At 32.5% G+C, this 13,855-nt stretch carries 13 protein-coding genes and 2 pseudogenes; 8 read left to right on the forward strand and 7 right to left on the reverse strand.

The features are described from left to right. The first annotated feature begins 71 nt into the window (after positions 1-71). From DZ64_RS0105430 to DZ64_RS0105440, 3 genes and pseudogenes are all read left to right on the forward strand, one after another. A complete protein-coding gene (locus tag DZ64_RS0105430; RefSeq protein ID WP_024789734.1) occupies positions 72-809 on the forward strand; it encodes a phosphatidate cytidylyltransferase in 738 nt (245 codons plus the stop codon). Then, positions 809-1,896: pseudogene (gene dxr, locus DZ64_RS14115) on the forward strand (1-deoxy-D-xylulose-5-phosphate reductoisomerase). Before DZ64_RS0105430 ends, dxr begins: the two are co-directional and overlap by 1 nt. Continuing rightward, a complete protein-coding gene (locus DZ64_RS0105440) occupies positions 1,877-2,503 on the forward strand; it encodes an HAD family hydrolase (protein ID WP_024789735.1) in 627 nt (208 codons plus the stop codon). The pseudogene dxr and the gene DZ64_RS0105440 overlap by 20 nt, the downstream one beginning before the upstream one ends. Here DZ64_RS0105440 and DZ64_RS0105445 read toward each other — a convergent pair. Next, on the reverse strand, positions 2,500-3,954 hold the full coding sequence (locus DZ64_RS0105445; RefSeq protein ID WP_024789736.1) for a TrkH family potassium uptake protein: 1,455 nt from the start codon (positions 3,952-3,954) through the stop codon (positions 2,500-2,502). The genes DZ64_RS0105440 and DZ64_RS0105445 overlap by 4 nt on opposite strands. Beyond that, positions 3,936-5,222, reverse strand: coding sequence for an NAD-binding protein (locus tag DZ64_RS0105450; protein ID WP_024789737.1), 1,287 nt, complete (start codon positions 5,220-5,222; stop codon positions 3,936-3,938). Before DZ64_RS0105450 ends, DZ64_RS0105445 begins: the two co-directional genes overlap by 19 nt. Before the next feature lie 177 nt (positions 5,223-5,399). Here DZ64_RS0105450 and DZ64_RS0105455 point away from each other — a divergent pair, with 177 nt between their 5' ends. From DZ64_RS0105455 to DZ64_RS14120, 4 genes and pseudogenes are all read left to right on the forward strand, one after another. Next, positions 5,400-5,957, forward strand: coding sequence for a pyruvate flavodoxin oxidoreductase subunit gamma (locus tag DZ64_RS0105455; RefSeq protein ID WP_024789738.1), 558 nt, complete (start codon positions 5,400-5,402; stop codon positions 5,955-5,957). Positions 5,958-5,966: 9 nt separating this feature from the next. After that, positions 5,967-6,365: a 4Fe-4S dicluster-binding protein gene (locus DZ64_RS0105460; protein WP_024789739.1), complete on the forward strand. Its 399-nt coding sequence runs from the start codon at positions 5,967-5,969 to the stop codon at positions 6,363-6,365. A 10-nt stretch (positions 6,366-6,375) separates the two neighbouring features. After that, positions 6,376-7,593 (forward strand): 2-oxoacid:ferredoxin oxidoreductase subunit alpha, encoded by a 1,218-nt coding sequence (locus tag DZ64_RS0105465; RefSeq protein WP_024789740.1) that lies wholly within the window; start codon positions 6,376-6,378, stop codon positions 7,591-7,593. Positions 7,594-7,602: 9 nt separating this feature from the next. Beyond that, positions 7,603-8,522: pseudogene (locus DZ64_RS14120) on the forward strand (thiamine pyrophosphate-dependent enzyme). A gap of 104 nt (positions 8,523-8,626) precedes the next feature. On the opposite strand, the gene DZ64_RS0105475 reads toward DZ64_RS14120, so the two are convergent. The 3 genes from DZ64_RS0105475 to DZ64_RS0105490 form a co-directional block, all read right to left on the reverse strand. Then, positions 8,627-9,559 carry a magnesium transporter CorA family protein gene (locus DZ64_RS0105475; RefSeq protein WP_024789741.1) on the reverse strand — a complete coding sequence of 311 codons (933 nt, stop codon included), beginning with the start codon at positions 9,557-9,559 and terminating at the stop codon, positions 8,627-8,629. Positions 9,560-9,703: 144 nt separating this feature from the next. Beyond that, on the reverse strand, positions 9,704-10,852 hold the full coding sequence (locus DZ64_RS0105485) for a cell wall metabolism sensor histidine kinase WalK (RefSeq protein ID WP_024789742.1): 1,149 nt from the start codon (positions 10,850-10,852) through the stop codon (positions 9,704-9,706). Continuing rightward, complete coding sequence (locus DZ64_RS0105490) at positions 10,845-11,513, reverse strand: response regulator transcription factor (protein ID WP_024789743.1); 669 nt, start codon at positions 11,511-11,513, stop codon at positions 10,845-10,847. The genes DZ64_RS0105485 and DZ64_RS0105490 overlap by 8 nt, the downstream gene beginning before the upstream one ends. A gap of 86 nt (positions 11,514-11,599) precedes the next feature. On the opposite strand from DZ64_RS0105490, the gene tsaD reads away from it, so the two are divergent. After that, positions 11,600-12,580, forward strand: a complete 981-nt coding sequence (tsaD, locus tag DZ64_RS0105495; protein WP_024789744.1) for a tRNA (adenosine(37)-N6)-threonylcarbamoyltransferase complex transferase subunit TsaD — start codon at positions 11,600-11,602, stop codon at positions 12,578-12,580. Between the two features lie 36 nt (positions 12,581-12,616). Here tsaD and rpsU read toward each other — a convergent pair whose 3' ends face one another. Then, positions 12,617-12,829: a 30S ribosomal protein S21 gene (rpsU, locus tag DZ64_RS0105500; protein ID WP_024787592.1), complete on the reverse strand. Its 213-nt coding sequence runs from the start codon at positions 12,827-12,829 to the stop codon at positions 12,617-12,619. 41 nt (positions 12,830-12,870) lie between these two features. Further along, positions 12,871-13,743 carry an AEC family transporter gene (locus DZ64_RS0105505; RefSeq protein WP_024789745.1) on the reverse strand — a complete coding sequence of 291 codons (873 nt, stop codon included), beginning with the start codon at positions 13,741-13,743 and terminating at the stop codon, positions 12,871-12,873. Positions 13,744-13,855 lie beyond the last annotated feature (112 nt).

The raw sequence follows: 13,855 nt of genomic DNA on the forward strand, positions 1-13,855 counted from the left end.
GTGAAAATAGTGAAAATGGTGAGTAGTGAGTGATGAGTTGTGAAAATGGAGAATTAAATGAAAGGAATAGATTGAAAAAAAGAATTATAACGGCGGTTGCAATTTTAGCGGTTTTAGCAATAGCGGTGGTTATTGATAATTATTATTTAACTGGGTTTTTATTTGCAGTTATTACAATAATAGGATTTTATGAAGCAAGCAGGTTATTTAATGTTGATTTAGATGAAAAAATTTATTTGATACTTGGAATATCGCTTCTTTTTTCTTTTATAAATCCTTTTTTTGCAGGAATTTTCGGTGTTATTATAATAGCTTCTTATGTGGCATATTTACAAAAAGAAATTAATCTGGTGGCGCCTTTTGTTTATCCGTTTTTGCCTTTAATGTTTTTTTACTCTCTTTATTTCAGATACGGAATGAATACAGTTATATGGCTTATAGTAATTGTGGCACTGACGGACAGTTTTGCATATTTTGTGGGTAAAAATTTTGCAAAAAAATTTTTTAAAAACGGATTTTGCCATACATCACCCAATAAATCCTGGGAGGGTGTAATAGGCGGAGTTATCGGAGGTGCTCTGGCAGGTGGAATATTCGGAGGTTTTTATTATCCTATTTTAATATCTTTTGGGGTTTCTTTTGTTGTCAGTATTGTAAGTGTATTTGGAGATTTGTTTGAAAGTTATCTAAAAAGAAGGGCGGGGGTAAAAGACAGCGGAAATATACTGCCGGGCCACGGAGGTGTGCTTGACAGAATAGACAGTTATCTTTTTGCCGCCCCTGTGATGCTTGTAATGCTGGGAATATAATGATAGTTTTGGGTTCAACTGGGAGTATCGGCGTAAATACATTAAAAGTTGCCGAAAGATTTAATATTCCTGTTGAAATGCTGGTTGCAGGAAATAATTATAAACTTTTAAACAAACAGATTAAAAAATTTAAGCCTAAATATGTGGTTGTAAAAGATAAAAAGACGGCTGAAAAAGTAGATTTTAAAAATATTTTATACGGTGAAAATGCCATTTTGGATATGCTTGAAAAATGTAAAAGTAATTTGGTTGTAAACGCTATTGTTGGTGAATCCGGGCTTAAGCCCACTTTAAAAGCGGGGGAGTTAAATAAAAAAATTGCTTTAGCCAATAAAGAATCGCTTGTAATTGCCGGTAAATTTATAGACATAAATAAGATAACACCTATTGACAGTGAACATTTCGGGATTTGGTATTTATTGAATGGAAAGTGTAAAGTGAAAAATTTAGGAAATTATATATTACGGCAAGCGGTGGTGCACTAAGGGATTGGCCGGTAGAGAAAATAAAAGAAGCAAAACTTAAAGATGTGTTAAAACATCCAAACTGGTCTATGGGTGTTAAAATTACTATTGATTCTGCCACAATGGTAAACAAACTTTTTGAACTTCTTGAAGCCAAATGGCTTTTTAATACCTGTAATATTGACGCTTTTATAGAAACAAAATCTGTTATTCATGCATTGGTGGAATGGATGGATGGAAGTACAACCGCCCATATTTCAAAAACAGATATGAAGCTTCCCATCTCTTTTGCCATCTTAAATGAGGTAAAAGAAGAAATTTTAAAGCATGTAAATTTGTTGGATGCCGGAAATTTGGAATTTAGAAAAATAGATGCCGGCCGTTATCCTGTCTGGGAAATTAAAGAAATTTTGCTGAATAATTCAGATTTGGGAATCGTTATAAATACGGCAAACGAATTTGCAATAGATAGATTTTTAAGAGAAGAGATAGGCTTTTTGGGTATCAGTAAAATTATTTTAAAAGCAATTGAAAAATTTGAAAATATAAAAACAAATAATATTGATGAAATATTTGAAATTAAAAAAGAGGTAAAAAAGTGGTGTGAGAGTAATTCTTTTTGATTTGGACGGGACGCTTATAAATTCAACAGAGGCCATTTTGGAAGGATTTAAGGTTACTTTTGAAAAATACAACAAGCCTTATCCGGGGGATGAAAATGTAAAAAAACTTATAGGCCTTCCGCTTGAGATTATGTTTTTTAAACTCGGAATAGATGTAAATGTGGAGGAATATGTAAATACATATAAAATGCATTACAGAAAAATTTCTACTAAAAAAACAAAACTTTTACCGTTTACAAAAGAAGCTCTAAACAAGGCAAAAGAATTTGCAAGACTTGGAATTGTAACTACAAAAACTGCAAAATATTCAAAAGAACTGCTGGATTATTTTAATCTTACAAAATTTTTTGAAGTATTAATCGGAAGAGAGGATGTAATTAATCCAAAACCTCATCCGGAACCCATATTAAAAGCACTTTATTTAATGAATGTCCATAAAGAAAACGCTTGGATGATAGGCGATACCTGTATGGATATTTTAAGCGCCAAAGAAGCCGGGATTAAAGCTGTTGCTGTAAAATGGGAATATGAAGAAAATTTGAAAAACTGCGCCGAAATTATAAAAGAAAATGTTTTGGAAGCTGTGGAATTTATAGAAAAATTTTAAAATTTTTTCCAAAATTCTCTGCTTAGAAGCATTAAAACAGTAAAAAATTCCAATCTTCCTATAATCATGCCTATTGCCAAAATAAATTTTTGAGGCTGTGTAAAAAACGCAAAATTATCCGCCGGCCCCACATGTCCGAACCCGGGGCCTATATTACCGACACATGCTATCGTGGCGCTTAAAGAAGTCATTGTGTCATATCCGTTTGCAAATAAATATAAAGTAATTACCGCTACCGTAAGAATATATAAAAATATAAATGCACTGACGTTGTTTACTGTGTTACAGGAGAGTTTGTTATTGTCTATTTTTACAGAGCATACAACATTTGGATGAAGTATTTTTCTTATTTGATATTTTAAGTTTTTAAACATAACAACAAATCGTATTGTTTTAATGCCCCCGGCGGTTGAGCCCGTGTTTCCCCCGATTAACATTGCAAGAAACACAATTGCTATTGCCGTCTGCCCCCATGTGGAATAATCCAGTGTTGCAAAACCTGTGGTTGTAAGAATGGATGAAATGGTAAAAAAAGAATGGGTAAGGGAGAAGAAAAATGAATCGTGTGATGTGAAATAATGAACCAATGTTAATACTGTTGCCAATACAAAAAATATCAGCGTATACCACATTACCTCTTCGGATTTATAACCTGAAAAATCTTTATTAAGCAGTTTTATATGGGCTAAAAAGTTCATTCCGGAAAAAAACATAAAAAATGTCGTAGTCCACAAAATAAAATAATTGTTGTCCCAATATCCCAAAGATGCATTTTTGGTTGAAAATCCGCCTGTTGAAAGCGTGGCGAATGCGTGGTTTATGGCATCAAAAAAACTCATTCCCTCTATTTTAAGTAAAATCATATCAAGCAGTGTTAAAAGCGCGTAAACGCCCCATAATTTTAAAGCGGTGTGTTTTAGCTTTGGTGTAATTTTTTCTGCCGTTATGCCGGTGGATTCGGATTGAAAAAGAGTAAGTGAACCGGTAGGATTTATAAAAGAAAGCAGTCCGACGCCCAAAACAATAATACCCATACCGCCTATCCAATGCATAGTGCTTCTTAACATTAATATATATTTTGGCAATGCCTCTATATTTGAATATATTGTGGCCCCTGTTGTTGTAAAACCGCTTATTGCCTCAAAAAATCCGTCTATAAAACTGACGTGTGTCCCAATCATTAACGGTATTGCCCCCAGGATGCCAAGCATTAGCCAAACTAAATTTACACTTAATATTGCTTCTTTGATTTTCATCTTCATTTTATGATTTCTTAAGAAATATAAAATAGCTCCGAAAATTACAAAAGATAAAAATAAAAAAATTAAAAATTTTTTATTATGCTCATGATATATAAAACCTGTAATCAATGGTATTAAAAAAAATACGATGACTATCATTCCTACAAGAGAGAGGAATTTGAGAATATTTTTTAAAGAGTTTCTATCCATTTTTTGTTTCCTGAAAAATTAAATTCCATTACAATATCGCCTGATTTTATTTCAAAACTATCTTTTAATATATAAATTTTCTCTTCTCTTATTATTAAAATTTTTGCTTTTTCTTTAGGGGGTGTAATAATTTTTTCGTTATAAATCTGTTTAATGAAAATTTTTCCTTTTGCACCCAGGAAAAATCTTTCATAAACCAGCAGCCTTGAATCTATTTCTTCCAAAATAGCATAAAAGGCAGCTATTTTAGGCCCTCTTATGGTTGAGAGCCTGAGAGAGTGCATTAATGAGTAATAATTTAAATTATTATTTATGGTTATTATTTTTTTAATTCCGAGTTTTCTTGCCTGAAGGGATTTTATAATATTTGATTCGTCTTTCACGGAAGCCGTTATGGCAATATCGCTGTATTGAACCCCTTCGTTTAAAAGCATTTCCTCATCTTCGTAAGATGAATTTATTATACTAACTTTTTCTCCCAAAATTTCAGAGGCTTTTAGGGCCAGTTCTTCGTCTTTTTCCAAGATTTTTATATTCATTTCAAAATTTGAAAGTATTTTCGCTATTTCTATTCCCAGTTCATTTGCCCCGTATATTAATGTATTTTGAATATTTTCAGGAGAAACGGTGTCAATTAAATTTAAGTATTTTTTAATTTTTTCTTTATTTCCGAAGACATATAATAAATCATTTTCCTGAATTTCATCATTTTCGTCTAAAAAAATAAATTCATTATTTCTTTCTGCGCCTATTATTTTAACGTTATCCTCTCCTATTTCACTGATTTTTGTTATTTGAGGGTTCTTTACGCTAACAGAAATAAGTACGCATTGGCTGAACGGAAATTCTTTTATATTGTTTGCTTTTGGAAATTCAAGCAGTTTTGCAACCGCCGCGGCTGAAAGTTTATAAGGGAAAACCACCCTGTTTATATCAAGTTTTTTTTGAAAATTTGTTGCAATATAAGAAGTGTTTGTAAGTCTTACAATAATGTTTTCTGTTTCTAAGATATCTGTGACCACTATTGTTGAAATTAAGTTTATTTCATCATTGTTTGTTACGGCTATATAAAAATCCATTTTGTCTTCTATATGTAAAAAAGTGTTTGCTTCTCTCATGTCTCCCTGAATGGTCATAACGTCAATAGACTCTTTTATTGAATTGAGAGCTTTTTCGTTTTTATCAACTATAATTATATTATGGTTTGTTGAAAGTATTTTTGCTAAATTGTAGCCGACTTTTCCCGCTCCGGCAATTAAAATATTCATACTTTTCCTTGATATGAGGTTTCTAAAAATTTATTATACAATAAATTATTACAAAAAGTAACATAATTGTAAATTTGCTAAATGTTTAAATTTTATTACGTAAAAAAAAATAGATTTTATGCTATATTAAGAATACTTTAAGAAAAATTGTATAAAATACAAACAAAAAGGATAACAATGCTACAAATCAGATGGCACTCACGTGCGGGACAAGGTGCGGTAACGGGAGCAAAGGCTCTTGCGGATGTGATGGCAAGAACAGGTAAATATGTTCAGGCTTATTCTGTTTACGGTGCGGAAAAAAGAGGGGCACCTATGAGCGCATATGATAAAATTTCAGACACACCTATTTTAGACCATTCAAAAATGATTGTTCCTGATTATGTTTTGGTGATAGACCCGTCTTTGGCCTTTCAAAAAGAAATTGTGGAAAACACAAAAGATGATACTGTTTTTATTGTTACTACCCATATGGATAAAGATGATTTATTAAATATTGCAAAACATCTTCAGGGTAAAAAAGTTTATACAGTGGACGCAATTAAAATTTCACAAGAAGAGATAGGAAGAGCAATTCCAAATACACCTATGCTCGGTGCTTTTATTAAAATCAGCGGTATTATCGGGTTTGAAGATTTTTTAAGTTCAATGAAAGATATTCTTTCTAAATTCCCTCAAAAAATAATAGACGGCAACTTAAAGGCTATGAAAAGAGCCGCCGAAGAAGTAAAATAAGGAGAAATTATGGCAACACCAAAAGAAATGATGACTACCTGGGATAAGATTCAGCCTGGGGCTGTTTTACCTAGTTTTGAAGATCCGCAAAAGAAAATAAGAAGTAAATTTAATTCATATAATTATAAAGTGGCTGACTGGAGGGTTGAAAAACCGGTATTTAACAGAAATTTATGTATAGATTGTGATTTTTGCTGGGTAAGCTGCCCGGACAGCTGCTTTCAGGTAGAAGAAGTGGTTAGTAAAAGAGGGAAAAAACAGGCTAAAATTGTTGGAATTAATTATAATTTATGCAAAGGATGCGGAGTTTGTGTGGATGTGTGTCCCACTCCTATAAAATCTCTTTTAATGTTTCCTGAATTTACGGATAATGACGAAGCTCTTCAAGAGTGGCCTAAAAAAGATTAAAGGAATAATTATGGCAGAAAAATATGAATTAAAATCAAAAGAAGTATGGGATGGAAATACTGCTGCAAGCCATGCCCTAAGACAGGCTCAGGTCGATGTTGTAGCAGCCTATCCGATTACCCCTTCAACTCCGATTGTTCAAAATTACGGAAGTTTTTTGGCAGACGGATATGTAGACGGTGAATTTGTAAAAGTTGAAAGTGAGCATTCGGCAATGAGTGCATGTGTTGGTGCCGCGGCTGCCGGTGGAAGAGTTGCTACTGCTACTTCAAGCCAGGGTTATGCTTTAATGACAGAAGTATTATACCAGGCAAGCGGTATGAGACTTCCTATTGTTATGACGGTTGTAAATAGAGCCCTTGCATCTCCTCTTAATATTCATGGTGACCACGGGGATTTGTATTTAGGTAGAGATGCCGGCTGGATTCATCTGATTGCCAATAATCCTCAGGAAGCCTATGATATGACTTTATGCGCTTTTAAAATAGCTGAAGATAAAAGAGTGAGACTTCCTGTTACAACAAATCAGGACGGATTTTTGGTTTCACATACCGCTCAGGTGGTTGAACCGCTTCAAGACGAAGTTGCTTATAATTTTATAGGTGATTATGTTTGTGTAAATCCAATGCTTGATACAAAAAATCCTGTAACACACGGTGCACAGACGGAAGAAGAGTGGCATTTTGAATTTAAAGCCTCTCAACATAAAGCATTAATGGAATCACCTGCTGTAATTGATGAAGTATTTGCAGAATTTGAAAAATTAACAGGAAGAAAATACCAAAGAGTTGAAAGTTATAAAATTGAAGATGCGGAAGTGGCGCTTGTAGTTATGGGAAGCGCTTATGAAACAGCAGTGGTTGCTGTGGACATGGCCAGGGAAGAGGGCATTAAAGCGGGACTTGTTATGCCAAGAACCTTCAGACCATTTCCTTATAATGAAATTGCCCAAAAATTAAAAAATGTAAAAGCTGTTGCTGCACTTGATAGAAACTGTCCTATGGGAGCGATGGGGGCTTTGTTTAATGAAGTGGCCGGTGCGCTCAATGCAAACGGAGTAAATGCAGTTATGACCAATTATATTTACGGTCTTGGCGGAAGAGATACTACTGCTCAGCATATTTTAGAAGTAATTAGAGAAACTGATAAAAACGCAAAAGCTGGAAAAAGAGTTACAGACTTACAAGGTTTCATTAACCTTAGAGGTCCTAAGCTTAGTTTTAATTAAGGAGTTTTTATGAAAAATATTGGTAATTTAAAAGAGTTTGCTTGTACTCCTGACAGATTTCAAGGCGGGCACAGATTATGTCCCGGATGTGCCCACAGTATGATAGTGAGAGAAGTGGTTAATGCGACTGATGATGATTTGGTTGTTTCAACCGCCACAGGATGTCTTGAAGTGTGCAGTGCGATTTATCCGTATACATCATGGGATGTTTCCTGGCTTCATATTGGTTTTGAAAATGCGGCTGCCGGAATAAGCGGGGCAGAAGCTATGTATAAAGCTCTCAGCAAAAAAAACAGAGTATATAATCCTGACAGAAACGTAAAATTTGTTGCTTTTGGAGGAGACGGCGGGACATATGATATAGGATTTCAGTCATTAAGCGGTGCTACTGAGAGAGGCCATGATTTCCTTTATGTATGTTTGGATAATGAAAATTATGCAAACACAGGTGGACAGAGAAGTTCATCCACTCCGCTCGGGGCACATACTTCAACAACCCCTAAAGGGATTTAACAATGATAATGGCCGCACACGGCTGTCCTTATGTTGCAACTGCTGTTCCCGGAAGCAAACATTGGAAAGATTTGGCTAACAAAGCCGCCAAAGCCCTTGCTACTGTGGGGCCTACATTTATAAATGCGCTTAGCCCATGTACGACTGAATGGAAATTTAAACCAGAAGACACGGTGGAAATTGCAGATTTGGCTGTTGAAACCTGTGCTTTTCCTTTGTATGAAATTGAAGATGGATACAGGTTAAAAATTACTTACAGACCAAAACAAAAACTTCCTGTTGAAGAATATTTGGGCAAACAGGGAAGATTCGCCCATCTATTCAAACCTGAAAACAGGTGGGTTATTGAAGAAATTCAAAAAAATGTAGATCACTATTGGGATTATTTACAAAGAAGAGAAGAATCCGGAGTTTAAGTTAAAAACAAAATTTTTTCTTTTTTCTTCTCTTTTTTTATAAAAAGTGACAGGCACAATGTATATATAAAAATGTTTTATTTAATATTTAATTTTTATTAAAATCAAATCCATTTTTTTCTTTTAAGCCAGATATAAATCCCGACAGCAATGCTTATATTTATAATCCATGTGGCAAAATATCCGTATTTCCAGTTAAGTTCCGGCATATATTTAAAATTCATTCCGTAATTTCCAACAATAAAAGTTAACGGTAAAAATATAAGTGATATGGCGGCAAGGCGTTGCATGGCTTTGTTCATACGGGTTGAGAGAATACCCATATGAAGGTTAAGGAGATAGCCGGTCCTATCAAGCAGGGTTTTTGATTCGTTGATTAAATATTTTAAATGTTCCGTTAGGTCTATAAATTCATATTTAAGCATATGCTTATGAGTTTCATCGAGTTTATTGTGAATTTTATTTATAATGTCTCTTTCGTGAATGGAAACTTTTGTAATTCTGTTTAGAGTCCTTCTTGCATAATAAACGTCTTTTTGGAGTTCGTCTTCTTCAACTTCTTCATGAAAAATAGAATCTTCCAAATCTTCCAGTGTTTCGTCTATTACGTCAACCAATAAAATTGTGTTGTCTATCAAAATATCTATAGTAATATAAATTAAATATTCAAAAGAATTAGATTTTTTATATTTTTTTTCAAATTTTTTTGCAAGTTCCGTAACTATTTCTTTTTCCTGTGCTAAAATAAAAAGCTTATTTTTTGTTTTTATTATTACCACATTCGAATCATCGTAGAGTAAATTTTCTTCTTCATCGAATCTGATATATTTCATAATTATAAGTTTAAATTTTTCTGTCTCTTCATAGGTTATTGACTGGTCTTCGTTTTGCATATCTTCGATAAAACTGTTGGGAAAATGGTTTTCTAAAAGCCAATTTAATATTTTTTCATTGTCAATGGTGGAAAAAATAATTTGTACATCGTTTGTTATGACAATATCATCCATTTTAAGGAGTTTTTCTGTGTAGATATACATGGCCTCTCCTTTGGGAGGCTGCAGATGGAATATAAATATAAACAGCGGAAAATGTAATGATTATATTCCATCTATAGCCTTTGTTTCATTTTGAAATGAACGGTTACATTTTCCTTCTTTAACTGATATTATACCAATATTTTTTTAAATGGAGTTAAATTCTATTGTAATTTTTACTCCTTTGTTTATATCAGATTCAACATTTATTTTTGCACTGTGCAGGTTTAATATTGATTTTACAATGGCAAGACCAAGTCCAAATCCTTTGATTTTTTTGTTTCTGCTTTCATCCACCCTGTAAAATTCATCAAAAATAAACGGTATCTTTTCTTTTGGTATACCTATTCCGTCGTCTTCTATAATGAGTTTTATTTTGTTTTTTGTTTTCTTTAATTTTAAATTTATATGTTTTGCATGATATTTTATGGAATTTTCAATTAAATTGGAAATTGCCATTTTAAGAAGTGTTTTATCCCCGTTTATAAGAAAATCGTCTTCGCTTATTTCCAGATTTATAGCAATTCTTTTTGAATATTTTTCATATAGTTCCAATATAATATCTTCCAAATCTGTTTGTTTGAAATCTTTTTTTGTGAAATCTTTTTTGGTTAAAAACAGCAGTTTTTCAGTTATGTCATTTATATAATTAATTTCATTTAATATAGATTTTAAAAGTTTTTCGCTGCATTCTTCCTTTTTTAAAGCAAGTTCAATTTCCCCTTTCATAATAGTCAGAGGTGTTTTTAGCTCATGTGAAACGTTTGAATTGAAAAATTTTAATCTTTTGATTGTGTTTTCAATATTTTTTGCAATGGCATCTATAAATTTATATCCTACGAGCAAAACTATAAGATAAATAAAAAATGATATTGCAAGAGATATCGTTCTTACTATTTCTATTTTGTCGCTGTTTCCTGAAATAATTGTTTTAACGCTTATTATTTTATTGTTTTTAACATAATTAAAAATAAGCATTTTTTCTATTCCGCTCGGTGTTTTTATTGTTTTTACTTCAAAACCTTCGTATTTTTTTAAATTTTCGGCGGATTTGGAAAGTGTCGTTATTTTTACAAACAGCGGATAAATTTTGTATTTGTGTTGAAGTTCTATTAAATTATTTATATTATATTTTTTAGAATTTGCAATTTCACTGGCTATTATAACAAGCCTGTCTTTTAAATGCATATTAAATGATTTGGTAAGTGCAAAAATTAAAGCCCCCTCAAAAAGGGCTATTATTATTAAAACAACTGCTGCAAATTTTATAAACAGATCGTTTCTGAGATTATTCATCACTTAATTTAAATCCCATTCCCCTGTATGTTTTTATAAGTTTTTTTTCATGGTCTTTGTCTATTTTTTTCCTTAAATGCGAAATATAGACATTAATAACATTTGAATTAATCTCTTCATCCATTTCCCACAAATTGTTGGCAATCATTTCAGGAGTTACAATTTTTCCCTTGTTTATCATTAAATATTTTAAAAGCTCAAACTGTTTTGCGGTAAGTTCTATGTTTTTCCCTCCTCTTCTTACTTCTTTTGTGTCGGGGTTCAGTTCCAGATCATCCACTTTTAAAATATTTTCTTTTATATTTTTGCTTCTTCTGAAAAGCGCTTTAATTCTTGCAACAAGTTCTTCAAAATCAAAAGGTTTTGTCAAATAATCATCTGCCACACTGAGACCTTCGAGTTTATCCTCCAAATCACTTTTTGCAGTAAGAATTAGCGCCGGCGTTAAAATGTCTTTTTCCCTCAGTTTTTTTATAAGCTCAATCCCACTCATTTTAGGCAGCATCCAGTCAACAATTAAAACATCATATTTATTGTTTTGTGCAAGGTAATAACCTTCTTCTCCGTCTTTTGCCCAATCTACCCTGAAATTTTCTTTTTTTAAATATTCTTTTATGTTTTCCCCTATTTTTTCATCGTCTTCAATTAACAGTATCTTCATTTTTTACCTCCTTATTTGATATGATACAATTATACATTATTTTGTTTAAAAAATCTTTAAGTTTTTTAATATTTGAAGGAAAAAATATGATTTTAGCAATTGAAAGCAGCTGTGACGACAGCAGCATAGCTGTTGTTGAAATAGAAAGTAAAAAACTTCTGTTTCATAAAAAAATATCACAGGAACTTGAGCATTCTGTTTATGGCGGCGTTGTACCCGAACTTGCAAGCAGACTTCATGCCGAGGCCCTTCCTAAAATTTTAAATGAATGTAAAAAATTTTTTCCAAAACTTAAAGCCGTGGCGGTAACAAATGCGCCGGGGCTCAGTGTCACGCTTCAAGAAGGGGTAATGATGGCCAAAGCGCTTTCTATTGCTCTTGATTTACCGATAATTCCCGTTAATCATTTAATAGGTCATATATATTCTATATTTATTGAAAAAGAAGAAGTTAAGCCCATGATGGTTTTACTGGTAAGCGGCGGTCACACAAAAATAATTAATTTCAACGGGATTGATGATATTTGTGAAATAGGCACAACTTTGGACGACAGTTTTGGGGAAAGTTTTGATAAATGTGCAAAAATGTTAAGACTACCTTATCCGGGAGGGCCTGAAATAGAAAAAATTGCAAAAAAAGGAAAGGTTTGCATAGATTTACCTCTTCCCCTTAAAAATTCTTCAAAAATAGAATTCAGTTATTCCGGTCTTAAAAATGCCGTCCGTTTGGTTATTGAATCAAATAAATATAAAAAAGAGGATATTGCCGCCTCTTTTCAGGCAAAAGCAATAGAGCATCTGGTTTTTATGGCAAAAAGAGCAATTAAAAAACAAAGGCCTAAAAATTTTGCAATTGTGGGAGGGGCTAGTGCCAATCAGTCTTTAAGGAAAGAATTTGAAAAACTCTCACTTATATATAATTTCAAACTTTTTTATCCGGATATGAAATATACTTCTGATAATGCGGCGATGATTGCAAGGGCTGCAGTTGAATTATATAAAAATAATAAATTCAGTGATTATAAAGATATTAAAATTTTGCCAAGGACAGGGTTTAAGAAATGCTAAATGCTGGATGTAAGAGATATAAAAAATGAATCAAGATTATAATCTTGATTCGTAACGTCTGAGCATCCATAGTTTTCTAAGAATTTTTTTACGAGTCGCAATTTTTTCTTTTTTGCGAGCTTCACTAGGAGGTTCGTAAAATCTTCTTTTTCTGAGCTCCACAACAATCAAGTTACGATCAACTTGTCTTTTGAATTTTCTGTAAGCAGATTCGAAATCTTCTCCTGGGTGTACTACGATTCCTGGCACTGCTCTCACCACCTTTCGTTTGTTTTTAGGACGCAATTATATCAAAATAATAAATATTTATAAAGAGGCAGTAAAACAAACGCCAGTAAAATTCCGAGCCCCACGGCGGAAATTGCCAAATCTTCCCTGAGTTTTGCCTCTATTGCCAAAACGGAAGCCATAACCATAGGAGGCATTGCACTTTCTATAAAGGCTACCTGAAATGCGGGATTTTTGATATCAAAAAAGAAATAAACACTAAAATAGACACTGAGAGGAACTAAAAACATTTTTATAAAAAGAACCAATGAAGCCAGTTTTATATTTTTTTTAACATCCGAAAAGCTGAATCTCATTCCTATTGCCAATATTACCAAAAAGATTAAAGAATTTCCGACGGGTTTTAAAAATTCTAAATTTAAATGAAAGTTTCTTAAAAACAGAGCTGATAAAAGAGCCAAAAAAGGAGGAAATTTAAATGTGTCTATTACCATGCTTTTTATATCTATTTTTTTTTCGCTTCCATATGCCACAAACAGACTTCCAAAAACAATTAAACCGAAAAACATTATCTGATCAAAAAAAATAGCCCAGATTAGATTTTTTTCCCCAAACAGGCTTACCACCATCGGAAAGCCCAAAAAAGATGTGTTTCCGAGAGTCGTGGTTAAAAGGACGGCGGCAGATGTTTTTTGGTCAAATTTCATTAGTTTTGAAATTATAAATCCGAATGTCATGCCAAATAAAAGACTGATAAATGAAATAAAAAAAATTTCTAAAATTTCATTCGAATATTTTAAATAATAAATTTTATAAATAACAAGTGCCGGAAAAGAGATAAAAATAACAATATCTATCAAAGGTTTGGAATAGTCGTTTTTAAATATTTTAAAAAGATATCCCGCAATAAATATAATTAATATTGATATTATCAATCATAACCTTTTTTAGTACTGATTAAATATGGATAATTAAAAAACTACAAAGATAAAAATATTACAGCTCAGTGCTTCATTTTACTAAAGTATCACTCAAATTTTGCTAAAA

The organism is Lebetimonas sp. JH292, from assembly GCF_000523275.1.
Taxonomy (GTDB): domain Bacteria; phylum Campylobacterota; class Campylobacteria; order Campylobacterales; family Nautiliaceae; genus Lebetimonas.

What these genes read in the sequence shown, in the direction of transcription:
- DZ64_RS0105445 (WP_024789736.1), bottom strand. Translation starts at nt 3,954, where the DNA reads ATGGATAGAAACTCTTTAAAAAATATTCTCAAATTCCTCTCTCTTGTA.
- DZ64_RS0105450 (WP_024789737.1), bottom strand. Translation starts at nt 5,222, where the DNA reads ATGAATATTTTAATTGCCGGAGCGGGAAAAGTCGGCTACAATTTAGCA.
- DZ64_RS0105455 (WP_024789738.1), top strand. Translation starts at nt 5,400, where the DNA reads ATGCTACAAATCAGATGGCACTCACGTGCGGGACAAGGTGCGGTAACG.
- DZ64_RS0105460 (WP_024789739.1), top strand. Translation starts at nt 5,967, where the DNA reads ATGGCAACACCAAAAGAAATGATGACTACCTGGGATAAGATTCAGCCT.
- DZ64_RS0105465 (WP_024789740.1), top strand. Translation starts at nt 6,376, where the DNA reads ATGGCAGAAAAATATGAATTAAAATCAAAAGAAGTATGGGATGGAAAT.
- DZ64_RS0105475 (WP_024789741.1), bottom strand. Translation starts at nt 9,559, where the DNA reads ATGTATATCTACACAGAAAAACTCCTTAAAATGGATGATATTGTCATA.
- DZ64_RS0105485 (WP_024789742.1), bottom strand. Translation starts at nt 10,852, where the DNA reads ATGAATAATCTCAGAAACGATCTGTTTATAAAATTTGCAGCAGTTGTT.
- DZ64_RS0105490 (WP_024789743.1), bottom strand. Translation starts at nt 11,513, where the DNA reads ATGAAGATACTGTTAATTGAAGACGATGAAAAAATAGGGGAAAACATA.
- tsaD (WP_024789744.1), top strand. Translation starts at nt 11,600, where the DNA reads ATGATTTTAGCAATTGAAAGCAGCTGTGACGACAGCAGCATAGCTGTT.